Raw genomic sequence first — 17,900 nt, forward strand, 5'->3', positions numbered from 1 at the left:
AAGTTCATAGATCTGAACTTTATCATCATAAGTTAATTTCATAATAAAAGCACCCCAAAAGTTAGATTTTTTCTGTCTAACTTTTGGGGTGCAGTTCAACAGCTGTTGCTTTTTATATTTTTACTCAATGAAAATCAAAAAGTAAACTAGGAAGCTAGCCGCAAGCTGTACTTGAGTACGGTAAGGCGACGCTGACGTGGTTTGAATTTGATTTTCGAAGAGTATTATTTAATCCGAGCTAGTAGTGATTGACCAAACCACCACACAAGATTTGCTTTCCTGAGTTAGATAAGGTCAATATCCTCAATCCTTGTCTGCTTCATTTTCTTTTACGAGATCGTTTTGTGAATCTTTTTCAGAGAGTTTTTGATCAATATACTTGTCAATGTTTTCATAAAATTCCTTGGTCGCTTCACTATCTAATGTTGGCGAGTTCTGAACTTGATTCACTTTCAATTGAACAGATTGAATACCGTAAGAGGCTTGTTTTTGGTGGAGTGTTTCTAATTCTTCTTCTGAAATCGGATCTCCAACAACCGTCAAGACCAATTCATTGTTACTTGACTTGTAGACTTGATTAATAACCGTATAATTGGCGAACTCTTTTCCTACAAACTGTTTGATCCCTTCTTTGCGCGCTTGTTCTATTGTCAGAGTAACTGCCGAATAGCTAGCTGGAAGAATCAACAATACAATCAAAGATATCAAGCCAATTCTCATTTTAATGCTCAGCTCTTTAAATGAAGTTAAAGGAGATTTTCTCATCAAAATTCTTGTTCCAACAATGTTGGCTAGCATGATAAAGACACAGTTGATCAAGAAAAGATAGAGAGCCCCCAATAAAAATCGTACATTCCCATTAGCTAAACCATAGCCAGCAGTACAGATAGGCGGCATCAGAGCTGTAGCAATGGCTACTCCTGGCACGATATTGTTTGCTTCTTTTTTCCTTGAACCGATCACACCAGCAATCCCACCAGCAATAGCAATGAGGACATCCCAAATGGTTGGAGAGGTTCGTGCAATCAACTCGCTACTTGCATAAGACAAGGGAGAAATCCAGAAATACAGAGTCGAGACAAGCAAACTGACCAACACTTGAGTCAATAAAACCTCTAGAGATTGCTTGATTAAACGCGTATCAAAAATAGCTAAACCGAATCCCAGTCCAACAATCGGTGTCATGAGAGGTGAAATCAACATGGCTCCTATAATGACAGCTGTTGAATTCATATTTAGTCCGATAGAGGCAATAAAAATTGCACACATCAAAATCGCTGTATCTCTCAATCGAACATGAAGGTCATCGTATAATTTCTCACGGTATTCCCGTGTTGAATAATTGGCAGTCATTTGTCCTCTCCTCTTTCCTTATTTAAATTGGTATAATAATTAAAAATAACAGCTGATAAACAGCCAAAAAATATGAGCCCATAAATCGTCAAGAAGACACTGGTAATCCTTCCAATCAAGGTCACAGCTAGGAGATCCCCGTAGCCGACAGTCGTCGAAGTCACAAAAGCATACCAAAGACCGTCTCCGTAATTTGTGATAGCAGGTTCAACTAGGAAAAGCACGCCTCCTGACCCAAAAACAAAGGTCACAAAACTCAGAGCAAACCGAGTAAAACCCGTAACCTGCATAATATGCCATAACATTTTTAAACGTTTCATTTGTTCTCCTTATTCATACTAGCTCCTGACCGAGCCGTTTTTTTCCAATAATCAAAGTGAAGATAGGACATGATCTCCATCAGAGAAAGATAGACAAACTGATAGATCTGATTTAAGCTGATTATCAACTGATATTGTTTGAAAAATGACTGGAAGAAAGACCAGATATGACTGTCTTGAATCAGTCCCTTCTTAACATTATATCAAAAATTTTACAGTCTTTCTCTGACGAAATTTATCAATTGAACAGATAGATGAAGCAAGAAATTTTTGTTTCCTTATCCGAAGAAGGAAAAACGGTATCTCCTGAACCTTGATACTATGCGTTTTATTCTCTATAATTTAGCTATTTCAAAATTACAAGTTCTCCATTCTTAATTTCCCAAACTTGGTCAAACTTACTTAATAATTCGTTTTGGCGATGTAAAGTAACAATGACGGCACTTGGTAGTTCCAGAACTCTTTCCAATTCCATTTTAAACTGATTAGTATCCAAGGCAGAGAAAGGTTCGTCTAGGATAAGCAATGGATTTTTACGATTTTTCTCACGATTTAAATACATTCGTTGTTGCTGACCACCTGACAGGGATTGTGGTGGAATTTTTTCAAAATCTTCTTCTCTGAATTTTTCATTGAAACTATTGAATAGCGTTACATTATTTTCATAACTCGAAATAAATGTATGTTCTTGTTGCAGAATCATACCGAATCTTCCCCAAAGATGGTCCGAAACAAGCCCATCTAGCACAATTTGTCCTTCAAAATCTTCATCTGTTCCATTTAAAATGTTGAGAAGACTACTTTTTCCAGACCCATTCTTACCAATAAGCGCAATTTTATCCCCTTTTTGAATCGTAGCGGAAGTAATTATCAATTTTGATTCTCCCAGTTGTTTGGAAATGTTTTTCAAAGTAATCGTATCAAAAGAATGTTGAGGTGCTTGAACTGAAACAGGTCTCCCAACAATGTTTTGAAAACTCTTGATTACAGGCTTTACGGACTCTAACATTTGTAAATCATAAAGGATTTCCTGTATTGGTTCAGAAAAAGCATTAATATATCCGAAACTCGCCACCACCTCAGGAATACCGAGTTGCTGGTGAGATAGAGAGTAGGCTAAATAAATAAACAGAACAAGACTAATGAATTCAAAAGAAACACCTGTCAATAAGATGCCTGTAATTTTTGTCAAACCATACTTAAAATACTTATCCTGCAAATTCTTTAGAGAACTCTTTTGTTGATTCAAAAAATGCGACATAGTTAGTTTATTTACCAAATGATGTCCCATGAGCAAATCCTCCAAAGTTCGATAGTAATCTCCTTGTTTTTTCAAGTAAACCTGTCTACGATTAGCGGTCAACTTCCCAACGATTTTAGGAATTTGAATACTAATTCCAGTGGAAAAGATTAAAATCAGTGATACAATAGGATTAATTGTTCTGCTAATAATGAAAGCGTAAATGATGATACGTAAAATTTGTTTGATAAAACTCATCAATGGAGGAAGGTAATCCTTTTCCAACGAATCTAGGTCATTAGATTGATAGGAAATATACTCTGCTACTGTTTTCTGCTTGAAATCGTGGTGACTGAGTCCCAGAAGTGAACGAAACCACTCATTTTTCAAAGTAGTCGAAAAGATAATCCCCTGCTTCCAATCAAGTATCATTTGGATATAGTTACAACTCAAATAGCCTGCCACTGACATAGAGTAACCATATAGAGCTACTTGATAATCCCCTTTGATTAATGCCTGCGTGAAATACGGTAACAAAGCTGTGCAGATATTCGATACTACACCAAAAAGAAAATTAAAGAAGAGATACCATCTAATAGTTTTAAGATATGGTAGCATATACGATACTCCTTGCTAATGCGTTTTTTTACATATCGCAGAACAATCTCTACTATTCCCTATTTCAGATAGTGCGATACTCGGACATTGAGTGCAATAATTGTAAATCACACAAGTACTGCTGTTTTTACTATCATTCAAAATATAATTTGCTATTTTGTAAAATATAGGTCTATCCCATGTTTCTTTGATAGATGTAAAATGAATATTTCCAATACTTCTATTGAAAGTAAGCTTTTTCAGTTTTTCTAACGATTTAGGCTATTTCGTGACACACCCACAATCCGTGAAAATTCTGGTTATATCAGATTATGTGATTTTCGTAAGAATTTTATATTGTCTCCAATCATGGCAGTCTCCTTTTACTTGATAAAACTATTATAACATTTAGAAATTAAAAACTGGTTCAAAATCAATAGAATGTGTGTATTCGATACATTCAATAAATTCTTGGAAACAGTTCTACACCAGTTACACAAATCTATATACACCTATCTCATTCAAAATAAAAAGAAAGCTACAGTTCTTTTAATCCTGTATCAACGATTCATTCTGAAATCGAATAGGAGACATTTCCCAAGTCTACAATTCACTTCATCTCAAATTAATTTTTGTAATTCACCCTTAGTTTATAGATTTTATGCTCAACAAAAGTATAAAGCACACAAAACTTCACTTTGAACCAGTATTTATACTATATTCCGTATTAAAAATTCTATTATTGGTTTTGTAAAAAACAGTCTTCAAATATCCTGAAATATAGCAAAAAGAGATTGGGTAAAAACTCATTGTCTCTTCTCACTCAAGGACTAAGTTCACTTGAGCAAACTGAATCCGCACTATCGTTCCTTTTCCGACCTCAGACTCGATACGAATCTGGTGCCCCAGTTCTTCAGAAATTTTCTTAGATAGGTAAAGTCCAAGTCCAGATGACTGCTGGGTCAGACGACCATTATAGCCTGAGAAACCACGTTCAAAGACTCGGAGAACATCACTGTTTTTTATCCCGATTCCTGTATCCTTGATACAGAGTTCCTGGCCTTCCATATAAATCTCCAGACCACCTTCCTTGGTGTACTTGAGACTATTTGAGATGATTTGTTCAATGACAACTAGCAGCCACTTTTTATCCGTCACGATTTCTTTATCAAGGTCATGTAGATTGACATTTAGGCCTTTTTGAATAAAGAAAAGAGCATATTTACGAATTATTTCCTTGACCAAATCCTCAATTTGAACCTGCTTTAAGACCAAATCATCATGGAAACTTTCTAAACGCAGGTACTGTAAGACTAGATTGGTATAGGAATCAATTTTGAAAATTTCCTGTTCCAACTGCTGCTTCAGTTGGCGGTCGGCTACTTCTGCAACCAAGAGTTGACTAGCTGCAATGGGGGTCTTTATCTGATGGACCCACAAGGTATAGTAATCCAGCAAATCCGTCAGTTTTCTTTCTGAATCTGATCTCTGCTGATAAAGTTCCATCTCACGCGCTTCTAATTTTTCAGCCAAGGCTCTTTCCAAAGGAGATTTGGCTTCCCTCTCCCCATATAGAATTTCCTGGCGATAGACCTGCATCTCCACCAATATGTCCCAAGTGAAAAATAAGATGGTTACAAAGCAACACAAGAGGAAAAAATAGAGAAAGTAAATTCCCAAACTGGCAAATAAAAACTGAAAGAGTAAGAGCAGAAACGTCAAAGAAAGCAGATAAACAAACAGACGACTACGGGAACGTAGATAGGCTAGAAAAAATTGTTTCCAATCAAGCATGCTTCAGTCCGTACCCTATCCCTTTCTTGGTCTCGATAAATCCTACCAAGCCCTGCTCTTCCAATTTTTTACGCAAACGAGCCACATTAACTGAGAGGGTATTATCATCAATGAAAAAGTCACTATTCCAAAGTTCTCGCATGAGGTCATCACGCGCTACGATATTACCCGCATGCTCAAACAAAACGCGTAAAATCTGAAATTCGTTCTTAGTCAAATTTAAGACTTGCCCTTGATAATGTACATCCATGGATTTGGTATTGAGGATAACACCAGCATATTCCAGTAAACTCTCGTCACGGCCGAACTCATAGGAACGGCGTAACAAGCCCTGAACCTTGGCTAAAAGAACCTGCTGGTCAAAAGGCTTGGTCACAAAGTCATCCGCCCCCATATTGATTGCCATGACAATATCCATAGCCTGGTCTCTCGAAGACAGAAACATGATAGGCACCTTGGAAATCTTGCGGATTTCCTGACACCAGTGATAACCATTAAACAAGGGCAAACCAATATCCATGAGGACCAGATGAGGCTCCGACTGAACAAATAGACTCAAAACTTCCATAAAGTCTTCTACCAGCACCACTTCAAATCCCCATTCAGAGAGCATTTTCCCGACCTGTTGACGAATGACCTGATCATCTTCTACTAATAAAATCTTGTGCATGCGCTCCTCCTTTTCTATTATTATAACAGATTTTTCCATGCTCGAAGGTCTGAAACTGAATTTGAAATAGCTTGTATTTAGCCAACAAAATGAGGCAATCCTACTAGCTAATTTGAGGGAAATTTGATAAGATAAATAAAAAGAAAGGATCTCTTATGGCCAATATTTTTGATTATCTGAAAGATGTCGCACACGATTCCTTTTACGACCTTCCTTTGAATGAGTTAGACATTCTAGCCTTAACAGAAATCACCTATCTCTCCTTTGATAATCTGGTCTCCACAAGTCCTAAGCGACTTTTAGACCTAACTCCTCAGGTTCCAAGGGAGCCTAACATGTTGACTAGTAAAAGTCGCCTCCAGCTATTAGATGAACTAGCTCAACACAAACGCTTCAAAAATTGCAAACTCTCCCATTTTATCAATGACATCGACCCTGAACTGCAGAAGCAGTTTGCGGCTATGACCTACCGCCTCACTCTCGATACCTATCTGATTATCTTTCGTGGGACAGATGACAGTATCATTGGCTGGAAGGAGGATTTCCACCTGACCTATATGAAGGAAATTCCTGCTCAAAAGCACGCCCTATGCTATTTAGAGAACTTTTTTGTCCACCACCCTAGGAAAAAAGTCATTCTAGCTGGGCATTCCAAGGGAGGAAATCTAGCCATCTATGCGGCTAGTCAAATTGAGCAAAGCTTGCAAGATCAGATCACAGCAGTTTATACATTTGATGCGCCTGGTCTCCACACAGAATTGACACAGACCGAGGGTTATCAAAGGATAATGGATAGAACCAAGGTCTTCATCCCACAAGGTTCCATCATCGGTAGGATGCTGGAAATTCCTGCCCACCAAATCATCGTTCATAGCACTGCCTTGGGTGGCATCGCCCAGCACGATACCTTTAGCTGGCAAATTGAGGACAAACACTTCGTCCAACTGGATAAGACCAACAGTGATAGCCAACAAGTAGACAGAACCTTCAAGGAGTGGGTGGCGACAGTCCCTGACGAAGAACTCCAGCTCTACTTCGACCTCTTCTTTGGCACCATTCTAGATGCTGGGATTAGCTCCATCAATGACCTGTCTTCCTTAAAGGCGCTTGAACACATTCATCATCTCTTTGTCCAAGCTCAATCTCTCACTCCAGCAGAAAGGGAAAACATGGGACGCCTTACCCAGTTATTGATTGATACCCGTTACCAAGCATGGAAAAATAGATAGTACTCTTGAAAATCAAATGTATACAAAACAAAAGACCTAGAATACATACTTTCATGTGCATTCTAAGTCTTTTTAAATAGAATCTGACTACCAAATAATTCCTTTGTAGGCTATCAAAATGAGGGCTAATAGCAGGACATAAAAGGCAAGGAAAAGCCATTTCATTTTGACACAGAGAGCTACGTACTCCCGAATAAAAGCAGATGGTATGTAGTAGCCTGCCGTCCTACATCCGAGGCCATCTCCCTTCATTTTTAACTTACGAGCATAGGTACTTGTTCTAAAGACATGATAATCATTTGTTACAAAGAGGAATTGAGGTTTGGCTACCAGCTTCTCACCAAGTTCCTTAGAAAAGAGAAGGTTCTCGTAGGTAGTCCTTGATTGGTCCTCCAGGATAATCCCATCTTGGGGAACATCGGTCTCTTCAAGCAGATAGTTTGTAATAGCCTGCGCTTCAGAAATCTTCTCATCTCCTCCTTGACCACCACTAGCAATGATTTTGATATGAGGATTCTTAGAATTGTGGTAAGCTTCTACTGCCTTATCAATTCTCCTCTTTAGCAAAGGTGTTACCTTTTCTCCGTCTAACAAACCTGCACCATGAATGATGATAAAATCATAATGCTTCTTCTTAGGAATAAAGAGATACAAGATAGAGTACAACATAAAACCCACAAAAGCAAAACCAAAAATAAAGTAAGAATAAGCAATAAATGCAAATAAAATGTTTAGAAAGTGATTGGTGTAAAATAATTCATTTCTATCACCCAATCGAAATGACATCAAGGCAAAAAATAACAAAATGACTATTCCAAGGAGCATTGAGAGATAATTAGCCTTTGAACGTCCCTCTCGCTTCAGCAAGATAAGGCCATTATAGATTAAAAAGATGCCACTTAGAAAAAGCAGTATCGGAAGTAAAATAAAGGGAAATATAAAAAAAGCGAAATGAATCTTCTCATACCCATTTTGATAAAAAAGGTAGCCTAGATAAAAATAACTGGAAATGAGGGATAATAAGAATAATACTGGATTCCACAAACTTCTATTATCTTTCCAAAATGACACTATAAAGGCTAATACAATTCCTATAACAAGATACATTTCTTCCTCCTTTAATGATTCTATTTTATCACAATTTTACATAGAGAAAAAGAGGGCATCTACCCCTCTCACTCCTTCATTTGACTCTCTGCATCGGCTACGACCTGTTCTAGACTGGTCTGACCAAGCTCAGCCTCCATAGCCAGCTGGATTCTCTCCAATTTTTGATCCAAAACATCATGAATATGAGCTCCAACTGGGCAATTTGGATTTGGATTGTCATGAAAACTGAAGAGTTGGCCTGTCTTACCAAGACATTCGACCGCTTGATAAACATCTAAAAGACTAATGTCTTTGAGATCCTTAACAATCTCTGTTCCGCCCGTTCCGCGCGCGACTGAAATCAGCTCTGCCTTCTTCAACTGGGACAAGGTCTTTCTGATAATGACTGGATTGACCCCGACACTAGCAGCCAGAAAATCACTGGTCACCTTGCTTTCCTTCCCCTCGAGGGCAATAATTATCAGCATATGAGTCGCAATGGTAAATCTACTTGGAATTTGCATCCTCTTCTCCTTTTTACGAGGCTACCCTGCCTCTACTCTTCTTTTTCTATTATTATACCCTTTTTAGTTGTAATGTCAATCGTTACCACTTTTCAACCAAGCATCTAATTCCCTATCATAGCCCTCTTTCTGGGCTAATTCTCTCAGAAATTCCTGATGATGAGTATGGTGGATACCATTGACCAGACTTTCATAGTAAACCTCAAAATAGGGAAGTTTGAGGTCTTTAGCCAGCTGCAATTCAGCTGCCACATCGTAGTCTACCCGTCGGAAGTCCATATCTACCAAACCCTTGTCATCAAACTCTAAAATCATATACTGGGCCCGCAAGTCCTTCCGCAACTGGGCATCCAAAAAGAAAGGTTGCCCAATCGAACCCGGATTGACAATCAATTGCCCACCAGTCCCGTAACGAAGCAACTGCTGGTGAATATGACCATAAACAGCAATATCACAAGGGGGATTGGTCACCAAGCGGTCAAAGTCCTCTTGTGATCCAGTATGAATCAACTCTCGCCCCCAGTTCTTATCAGGAAGATGGTGGCTAATTCCCACCGTCAAATCCCCAAACTGACGATGAAGCTGGAGAGGTTGATTGTGGAGCATTTCGATTTCTTCTAGGGAAATTTCCTCTAAAACATACTGGCACTGTCGCAAGAGATAGCGTTGACTGGGACGAGTACTATCCAATTCCTTACGGACACCGTGCCAAAGACTGTCTTCCCAGTTTCCCAAAACTCTAGCCGTAATCGGTAGTTGAGCCAACAAGTCCAAAATCCTTCTACGCCCTGTCCCTGGCATGAGAATGTCTCCCAAAAGCCAGTATTCATCCACTCCTAGCTGCCGCGCATCTGCTAAAACTGCCTCTAAAGCAGTGGTATTACCATGAATATCTGAAAGAAGAGCTATTTTCGTCATATCCATCTCCTCGTTTTTTCTCTTGCAATAAGTATAACATAAAAAGTCACAGCTAGAGAAATCTAGCTTTTTTTGATATACTAGATATAGATATTAGACAAGAGGAAGCGAATGACCCCGAATAAAGAAGACTATCTAAAATGTATTTATGAAATTGGCATAGATTTGCATAAAATCACCAACAAGGAAATTGCAGCTCGCATGCAAGTCTCTCCCCCTGCCGTAACTGAAATGATTAAACGGATGAAGAGCGAAAACCTCATCCTTAAGGACAAGGAATGTGGCTATCTACTGACTGACCTCGGCCTCAAATTGGTCTCTGAGCTCTATCGTAAGCATCGCTTGATTGAAGTTTTTCTAGTCCATCATTTAGACTATACAAGTGACCAGATTCACGAGGAAGCTGAGGTCTTGGAACATACTGTCTCTGACCTGTTCGTGGAAAGACTGGATAAATTGCTAGGATTTCCCAAGACCTGTCCTCATGGAGGAACTATTCCTGTCAAGGGAGAACTCTTAGTTGAAATCAATAACCTGCCACTAGCTGATATCAAGGAAGCTGGCGCCTACCGCCTGACTCGGGTGCACGATAGTTTTGACATTCTCCATTATCTGGATAAGCACTCACTTCGCATCGGTGATCCGCTCCAAGTCAAGCAGTTTGATGGCTTCAGTAACACCTTTACTATCCTTAGTAAAGACGAGGATTTACAAGTGAATATGGACATTGCAAAACAACTCTATGTCGAGAAAATCAACTAATTTCTCAAGTCCCCCAACCAACCCTGAAAGTTTTATTTTCAGGGTTTTATTTCTATCATTTGATTTTGCTTTCATTTAATTGTAGAATATTTGTAAAAAAAAGAAAGATAGTTTAAACTATGAAAAAATCACTAAAAATTTTTGCTACATCTAAATGGTTTGACCTCTTTGGGGTTGCTTTGGTCGTTGGGATTGCGATTGCATCTGGTTACCTCAACTCACGCCTCGATAAATTTGTAAACTGGGGACCATGGACAGCTCTTGTTCCCTTTGGATTGATTTCCGTAACCAACGTTGGGATTTCCATGTTATCCACTCGTTTCACGGGGAAATTAAGCAAATGGGGAAATTACTTTGGTATTGTTAATACCATTTTGTCCGGTGCTATTGATTATATCCTTGGAAATAAGGCGGCCATCATTACCTATCCCGTCACCTTCCTCATTTATACCTTTGCTATTAAGAAATGGGAAGCTTCGCAAGAAGGCAGACCCAACCAAATGAGCCAAAAACAGCTAAAATTGGCGGCTATCATCATTTCAATCATCGCCTTCCTCTTTGCCTTTGTGACCAACTATATCGGCTATGGAGGAAAGATGAATCTCCTTGCCTATGTAACAACCATTGCCTTTGCACTCTCACTCATTGCCAATGCTTTTAACGCATTGAAACTAACAACTCAGTGGGGCTTTTGGTTGATTTACAATTTCGTTCAGCTGACAAAAGCTGGTATTCAAGGAAATTTTGCCAATATCGGAAAATACATCTTTTATATCCTCAATGCAATCGGAGCTTTATTTGTATGGAATGATGAAGAAGTAAGATAATAGAAGAAAACTTAAATAAAAAAACAAGTCGACTTAAGAGAATCTCCCTTCTGCTATTTTTATCATTTTACTTGTAACTCCCATTCTTTTGGAGTAGAATGAAGTTAGATAAAAGAGGGAGGTCATCTTATGAAAAAACTCTTTAGAATCCATTTTACAGCAATTGCAGTCATCGATTTGCTACTTTTCGCATTTTTTAACAAAAGACCCGAGACATCTTTGGAGTGGCTCTTGCTCTCTGGTTTTATTTTCCTCCTTACTCAAGGACTCCTGTTATTTCGCTTGGTTGTCCGACTCAAACATCAATTCGCTGAGATTTATCCTCAAATCAATAAAAAGATTCGCTTCTACTATTTAGGGGTTCTCTCCATTGATTTTCTATTTTTTGTCCTCTTAGCCTTCATTAGTTCTCAGCGTTTTTACTCTCTTATGCCAATCATCACTGCTTGTCATTCTACTTTATATTATATGACGGCTGACTACCTAAGAGAACACTATCCAGATTTTTACGATAAACACATCTCTTTATGGGAGTGTCTCTAAGGAAAAGGAGGTTTTAGCATGAAAAAAATCATCTCTATCAAAACCATTCAACTCCTTATCATTGATGGAATTATGCTGGCATTTTTGACATTTAAAGAGGGACTTACTTGGGATTGGATTTTGATTTATAGCGGTTGGCTCATTTTCTTTCATCCTGTGCTACTGACCTATCTTTCTAACCAACTTTGTGACCACTTTAGTCACCTCTATTCCCAGATTAGACCAAGATTCTGGCGTTTTACCTTACAAATCCTTCTATGGGATAGCCTGATTATTCTCTCCTTGCTGTTTTTAAGGGGTATCCCACTTTGCCTTCAGGGAACTCTCCTCATCCTAGGACATCTCATTCCTTCCTATCGCATAAGCCAAAGCCTGAAACAAGATTTCCCAAAGGCCTATCAGGAACAGATTTCATTTTCGAGTATTTTGTAATAGATAAGAAAAACCAAGCCAGCTGGGCTTGGTCTTTCTTATCTATTTTTAGTATCAAGGATAATGGTAACTGGCCCATCATTGACCAGCTCAACCTGCATATCCGCTCCAAAGACACCTGTCTGAACGGGCACTTCTTGCGCTAATTTTTGATTGAAAGCATCATAGAAGTCTGATGCCATATCAGGCTTGGCTGCCCCTGTAAAAGCTGGACGATTGCCCTTCTTAGTATCCGCAAAGAGGGTAAACTGAGAAATAGAGAGAATTTCCCCCTCAATATCTTTGACAGACAGGTTCATCTTGCCTTCTGCGTCTGAAAAAATCCGCATATTGACAAGCTTTCTCACAGCATAGTCCAAATCTTCCTCTTGGTCCTCTGGGCCAACACCAACCAGCAATAGGAGCCCCTGATTGATTTTTCCCTGAACCTGACCTTCGATACTCACTTGGGCTTTCTTGACACGCTGAACGATAATTCTCATAGCAATCCTTTCTGGTTATATCAAACCAACTTAACCATTAGTCCGTTTGACAGAATAGACTTCTGGCACACTCTTAATCTTATCAACTACAGTAGTCAGCATTGAAAGGTTTGAAATGCCAAAGGAAACATGGATATTAGCAAACTTCATATCCTTGGTTGGTTGGGCATTGACCGTTGAAATATTCTTGGTTGTGTTTGATAGAACTTGCAACACATCGTTCAACAGTCCTGTACGGTTGAGACCATAGATATCGACATGGGCCATATACTCCTTATTTGAGTTTGAATACTGGTCTTCCCACTCCACATCAAGGAGACGTTGCTCGTAGTTTTCTTGGGCGCGCAGGTTCATACAGTCCACACGGTGAATAGCCACACCACGACCCTTGGTAATGTAGCCGACAATATCATCACCAGGTACGGGGTTACAACACTTAGCAATCCGCACTAGGAGACCTGAGGCACCTTCAATCACCACTCCACCCTCATGCTTAACCTTAAGGGTTTCTTTGTTCTCAACCTTGACCTCGCCACCTTTGACAAGTTCTTCTGCCTCAGCCTTGGCCTTGGCACGTTCTGCTTCACGGCGTTCCTTTTCAGTCAGACGGTTAAAGACAGTAATAGCTCCAATTTCTCCAAAACCAATGGCCGCAAAGAGGGATTCTTCTGTCTTGTAGCTGGTCTTTTGAAGAACTTGGTCCATGTGACGCTTGTCCATGAATTTATTGGCCACATAGCCATTTTCTTGGAACTGAGCCATCAGCATTTCACGACCCTTGTTGACAGACAATTCCTTATCTTGATTTTTAAAGAATTGACGAATCTTGTTACGAGCCTTGCTGGTCTTGACCATATTGAGCCAATCACGGCTCGGTCCAAAGGAGTTAGGGTTGGTGACAATTTCAACCTGATCCCCTGTCTTTAGCTTGGTTGTCAGTGGAACCATGCGACCATTGACCTTGGCACCAGTCGCTTTTTCCCCGACTTTTGTATGGATTTCATAGGCAAAATCAATAGGTCCTGAATCTTTTGGAAGAGAGCGGACAGCTCCATCTGGGGTAAAGACGTAAATCTCCTCAGCCAGATAGTTTTCCTTAACTGAATCGACAAATTCCTTGGCATCATCGGCCTGGTCTTGGAGCTCCATCATCTCCTTGATCCAGTTCATTCCAATGGCTGATTCCTTGCTGTTGACCTGCCCCTTAATACCTTTCTTATAAGCCCAGTGAGCCGCAACCCCGTACTCTGCCACCTCGTGCATTTCCTTGGTCCGAATCTGGAATTCAATCGGTCCTTTTGGTCCATATACAGTCGTATGGATAGACTGATAACCATTAGCCTTGCGGTTAGCGATATAGTCTTTGAAACGACCTGGCATTGGTTTCCAAAGTTCATGCACATAACCAAGCATGGCATAAACATCACTTTGGGTATCCAAAATACAACGAATGGCAATCAGGTCATAGATTTCCTCAAAACGTTTTCTCTTATCCTGCATTTTGCGGAAAATCGAGTAAATATGCTTGGGACGACCGTAAATCTTCCCATTTAGATGACGATCTGTCGTATATTCCTCTAATTTTGTGACTACCTCATCCACCAAGGCTTCACGCTCTCTGCGTTTTTCCTTCATCATATGGGTAATCTTGTAAAACTCCGTTGGGTTGAGATAACGGAAAGATAGGTCTTCTAATTCCCATTTGACACTGGAAATCCCCAAACGGTGGGCAAGTGGGGCATATATTTCCATGGTTTCTTTAGAAATACGCTCCTGCTTGTCTTTTCGAAGGTGTTTCAGGGTCCGCATATTGTGCAAGCGGTCAGACAGTTTGACCAAGATAACACGGATGTCCTCAGACATGGCCATGAGCATCTTGCGATGATTTTCCGCTAATTGTTCCTCGATTGATTTGTACTCGACCTTACCAAGCTTGGTAACCCCATCAACGATTACCCGCACATCAGGGCCAAACTCTCTCTCCAAATCATCCAAGGTCGCATCTGTATCTTCCACCACATCATGCAAGAAACCACAAGCTACCGTTACGGCATCCAGCTTGAGCTTAGCTAAAATACCTGCCACTTGGATAGGGTGAATAATATAAGGTTCACCTGATTTACGATATTGACCACTATGGCATTCAACGGCGTAAACCAAGGCTTTATGTACAAAAGCAACATCCTCTTCCGTTAAATATTCTTTGGTTAAAGCGACAACTTCTTCGCCTGTTAAATTCACTTCTTTCGGCATCTCTACTCTCCAATTCTTCCTACCATTTTATCACTTTTTTAAGAATATGAAAACTAGAAGAAATATTTTTATCTAAACCCAAAATAATATACTAGTAAACGCTTGCATTTTTTATAAAAGTAACATATAATAATTTTGTAATATAATGATTGCTAAAGACAACACTAGCTTCCCATGATGCTAACAAGCAATATTATAATTTTTTGAATCTACCATTATTAGATACTTAGGGAGCATTCCTTAAATAAATTTGAAAAGTTCCTGTACTTCTCTTTCACAAATAAGGTTATTATTTACCCCACCGTGATTCGTAAGGTAATCTCCCCCATCTACATCAACATTTTTCATTCAATGTTATTCCTTGAATGATAGAAAGGAGTGATTTGTAAATATAATTGATACTAAAGCTGAATCAAAAACTAAGTAGTTATCTGCAAATAATCGTTTTTTAAGATATATCAATCTAATTCCTGAAATACTTCTTGTAACTTATTTTTTAATGCTCTCTTTAATTTTTTGATTTGCGATGACCTTAAGTTTATATTTTACATCATTTTAATGACAAAATCAGTTCCTTTAGAAGTTAAGAAAATTTATTTTTCCTAGTATGTATATAGCAATTTGTTCCTAACGTTTCTATTTTAAATCTTAAAATTCAAAATAGAAACCATTGTGCTTTATTCATTATTCCTTGAAGAAAGCAAAAATATATTTGGTAATAGTTTAAAATATACTATAACTAATTCTTAGCGAACTAACACAAGAATTAGTTATATTTTAGGAGGGAAATAAACCTAGTCTAATGAATAGTTTAACGGTATAATATTATGTCTTATTTTCTTTTATTTCTTATTACTAGTCAATCCATGCTGTACTTTTATGTATTTAGTAGAAAAAAAATTGCTCTTTATTTTTCTATTCTATTAACAATTCTTGCTATTCTCTCCATTCTATACTTTCTATTTTCGTTTACAGAAAATTTTTAAAGGAGTATATAATGAAAAAATTCAAAATATTATTAGCATTTTTGCTATCAGCATTCACTATATTGTCTGTTAATATAACTAAGGCACAAGAATCTAGCTTTGTGAAAATCAAGGCACGACAGATTATTAACTTCCCTATAAAAAATTTACCCTTAAAAATTCAATTAGAGTATAAATTATCAGGTTGGATTATAACTGATACAGGGGCATATAGAGAAGTGACCTTAACAAATGGAGAAGTCTATTCTCATCATACGAAATATGATTTAAACGAAAGCGGGCTCGTTCAATTTAGAAATGCTAGCGTTGGAGATAAGATATCTACAGATCATCATTCCTTAAGAGTCGCTGAAATACAAGAAATTAATGGAGAAAAAGTAGCTATTTTTGATGTTAATATGGGAGAGTTATTTGATAAAATGGATTCTGAACATTTTAAAGTTGTTTTTAAAAAGGGTTACGGGGATAAATATTATACTGGTGATTGGGTTCATTGTAACAGATTCAATGGTCCTGCGACAGATGATATTCATTATCCAAAATCTAACCCTAGAGCATGGATTAATTTTGCGGGAAGTGACTGTGATCTTGCCTTATTATCTAGTACAGTTTGTTGGGGGCACAGTTACTGTAATCAATCCGGTCCAGCAGGAGAGTGTTCTATAAAAATTGGTAGAAGTCCTCTATATCATAGAAATTAATACATGTTAGGCAGCCTGTAAGCCAATAATCAATAGCTCCAAAATATCATTCTAAATTATTTACTTTAAAATACAAAAACTATCGTACATAAGCTGCTTTACAGGAAGTCTATAAAGGAAACTATTCATAATTCAGACCTATCTTGTGTTATTCCTCAACTGCACTTTCGCACTTTTACAAGTTCTGCCGAATTTATTTTTGCCTTCTTCAAGGACTATAATATAAAGACTATTAAATTTCTTCAACTTTCACACTCATTTTTTCAAAATGTTAACAATTCTTATGTTGGAAGCTCATTTCTTACCTATTCTCCCTAACTGTGCTATACTTATCTTAGTACATTCTTTGAGATTGGAGCTAGTATGAAAATCCATAAAACCGTCAATCCTGTTGCCTATGAAAACACCTATTACCTGGAAGGTGAAAAGCACCTCATCGTGGTAGATCCTGGTAGTCATTGGGAAGCTATTCGTCAGACAATCGAGAAGATCAACAAACCTATCTGCGCTATTCTCTTGACCCACGCCCATTATGACCATATCATGAGTCTGGACTTGGTTCGCGAGACTTTTGGCAATCCTCCGGTCTATATCGCAGAGAGCGAAGCTAGCTGGCTCTACACTCCTATCGATAATCTCTCTGGGCTTCCCCGCCACGATGATATGGCAGATGTGGTCGCAAAACCTGCAGAACACACTTTTATCTTTCACGAAGAATACCAACTAGAGGAATTTCGTTTCACTGTCTTGCCAACACCAGGACATTCTATCGGTGGTGTTTCTATCGTCTTTCCGCAAGCTCATTTGGTCTTGACAGGTGATGCTCTGTTCCTTGAAACAATCGGACGGACGGATCTTCCAACTGGTAGCATGGAACAACTCCTCCATAGTATCAAAACTCAACTCTTTACCCTACCAAACTACGATGTCTATCCAGGACATGGTCCAGCTACGACCATCGCTCACGAAAAGACCTTCAATCCTTTTTTCTAGTAATATGATGACAATTAAGTAAACTATCCAGCAAGTCTTTCCATTATAAAAGGCATCCAATCAAGTTTTCAGACCTGATTGGATGCCTTTTTCGGCTCTTTGTCAACTGTAGTGGGTTGAAGAAAAGCTAAGCTCGAGAAAGGACAGATTTAGTCCTTTCTTTTTTGATATTGAGAGCGATAAAAAT

General features: G+C 38.6%; 17 protein-coding genes. 7 read left to right on the forward strand and 10 right to left on the reverse strand.

What is annotated here, in order from left to right; all coding sequences use genetic code 11:
• Nucleotides 1-303: 303 nt before the first annotated feature.
• From B7698_RS00120 to B7698_RS00145, 5 genes are all read right to left on the reverse strand, one after another.
• A complete protein-coding gene (locus B7698_RS00120) occupies nt 304-1,353 on the reverse strand; it encodes a DUF389 domain-containing protein (RefSeq protein ID WP_000126416.1) in 1,050 nt (349 codons plus the stop codon).
• Complete coding sequence (locus B7698_RS00125; protein ID WP_000825751.1) at nt 1,350-1,673, reverse strand: potassium channel family protein; 324 nt, start codon at nt 1,671-1,673, stop codon at nt 1,350-1,352. Before B7698_RS00125 ends, B7698_RS00120 begins: the two co-directional genes overlap by 4 nt.
• A 346-nt stretch (nt 1,674-2,019) precedes the next feature.
• The gene (locus B7698_RS00135; protein WP_084864288.1) at nt 2,020-3,531 is read right to left on the reverse strand and encodes an ATP-binding cassette domain-containing protein; all 1,512 of its coding nucleotides are present in this window, start codon (nt 3,529-3,531) and stop codon (nt 2,020-2,022) included.
• Between the two features lie 798 nt (nt 3,532-4,329).
• Complete coding sequence (locus B7698_RS00140; RefSeq protein WP_084864289.1) at nt 4,330-5,304, reverse strand: sensor histidine kinase; 975 nt, start codon at nt 5,302-5,304, stop codon at nt 4,330-4,332.
• Nucleotides 5,297-5,974 (reverse strand): response regulator transcription factor, encoded by a 678-nt coding sequence (locus tag B7698_RS00145; RefSeq protein WP_000548993.1) that lies wholly within the window; start codon nt 5,972-5,974, stop codon nt 5,297-5,299. The genes B7698_RS00140 and B7698_RS00145 overlap by 8 nt, the downstream gene beginning before the upstream one ends.
• Nucleotides 5,975-6,129: 155 nt before the next feature.
• Here B7698_RS00145 and B7698_RS00150 point away from each other — a divergent pair, with 155 nt between their 5' ends.
• Nucleotides 6,130-7,203 carry a DUF2974 domain-containing protein gene (locus B7698_RS00150; RefSeq protein ID WP_084864290.1) on the forward strand — a complete coding sequence of 358 codons (1,074 nt, stop codon included), beginning with the start codon at nt 6,130-6,132 and terminating at the stop codon, nt 7,201-7,203.
• 87 nt (nt 7,204-7,290) lie between these two features.
• Here B7698_RS00150 and B7698_RS00155 read toward each other — a convergent pair whose 3' ends face one another.
• From B7698_RS00155 to B7698_RS00165, 3 genes are all read right to left on the reverse strand, one after another.
• Nucleotides 7,291-8,310, reverse strand: coding sequence for a YdcF family protein (locus B7698_RS00155; protein WP_000281605.1), 1,020 nt, complete (start codon nt 8,308-8,310; stop codon nt 7,291-7,293).
• A gap of 68 nt (nt 8,311-8,378) precedes the next feature.
• Nucleotides 8,379-8,816 (reverse strand): Rrf2 family transcriptional regulator, encoded by a 438-nt coding sequence (locus B7698_RS00160; protein ID WP_001166788.1) that lies wholly within the window; start codon nt 8,814-8,816, stop codon nt 8,379-8,381.
• A gap of 75 nt (nt 8,817-8,891) precedes the next feature.
• Entirely contained in the window at nt 8,892-9,734 is an 843-nt protein-coding gene (locus B7698_RS00165) for a metallophosphoesterase family protein (protein ID WP_192855074.1), read from the reverse strand.
• 111 nt (nt 9,735-9,845) lie between these two features.
• Here B7698_RS00165 and B7698_RS00170 point away from each other — a divergent pair, with 111 nt between their 5' ends.
• From B7698_RS00170 to B7698_RS00190, 4 genes are all read left to right on the forward strand, one after another.
• Entirely contained in the window at nt 9,846-10,496 is a 651-nt protein-coding gene (locus B7698_RS00170; protein ID WP_000188514.1) for a metal-dependent transcriptional regulator, read from the forward strand.
• Nucleotides 10,497-10,615: 119 nt separating this feature from the next.
• Nucleotides 10,616-11,323, forward strand: a complete 708-nt coding sequence (locus tag B7698_RS00180; protein WP_186821154.1) for a nicotinamide mononucleotide transporter — start codon at nt 10,616-10,618, stop codon at nt 11,321-11,323.
• Nucleotides 11,324-11,452: 129 nt separating this feature from the next.
• Entirely contained in the window at nt 11,453-11,866 is a 414-nt protein-coding gene (locus tag B7698_RS00185) for a hypothetical protein (RefSeq protein ID WP_049516475.1), read from the forward strand.
• Nucleotides 11,867-11,884: 18 nt separating this feature from the next.
• Complete coding sequence (locus B7698_RS00190; protein ID WP_078238187.1) at nt 11,885-12,298, forward strand: hypothetical protein; 414 nt, start codon at nt 11,885-11,887, stop codon at nt 12,296-12,298.
• A 38-nt stretch (nt 12,299-12,336) separates the two neighbouring features.
• On the opposite strand, the gene dtd is transcribed toward B7698_RS00190, so the two are convergent.
• Both dtd and B7698_RS00200 read right to left on the reverse strand, forming a co-directional pair.
• Complete coding sequence (dtd, locus tag B7698_RS00195) at nt 12,337-12,780, reverse strand: D-aminoacyl-tRNA deacylase (protein ID WP_084864292.1); 444 nt, start codon at nt 12,778-12,780, stop codon at nt 12,337-12,339.
• Between the two features lie 30 nt (nt 12,781-12,810).
• Entirely contained in the window at nt 12,811-15,033 is a 2,223-nt protein-coding gene (locus B7698_RS00200) for a RelA/SpoT family protein (protein WP_084864293.1), read from the reverse strand.
• 997 nt (nt 15,034-16,030) lie between these two features.
• Here B7698_RS00200 and B7698_RS00205 point away from each other — a divergent pair.
• Both B7698_RS00205 and B7698_RS00210 read left to right on the forward strand, forming a co-directional pair.
• On the forward strand, nt 16,031-16,720 hold the full coding sequence (locus B7698_RS00205) for a hypothetical protein (RefSeq protein WP_084864294.1): 690 nt from the start codon (nt 16,031-16,033) through the stop codon (nt 16,718-16,720).
• A 363-nt stretch (nt 16,721-17,083) separates the two neighbouring features.
• Entirely contained in the window at nt 17,084-17,713 is a 630-nt protein-coding gene (locus tag B7698_RS00210; RefSeq protein WP_084864295.1) for an MBL fold metallo-hydrolase, read from the forward strand.
• Nucleotides 17,714-17,900: the final 187 nt, after the last annotated feature.

Source organism: Streptococcus mitis (assembly GCF_002096855.1).
Taxonomy (GTDB): domain Bacteria; phylum Bacillota; class Bacilli; order Lactobacillales; family Streptococcaceae; genus Streptococcus; species Streptococcus mitis_Y.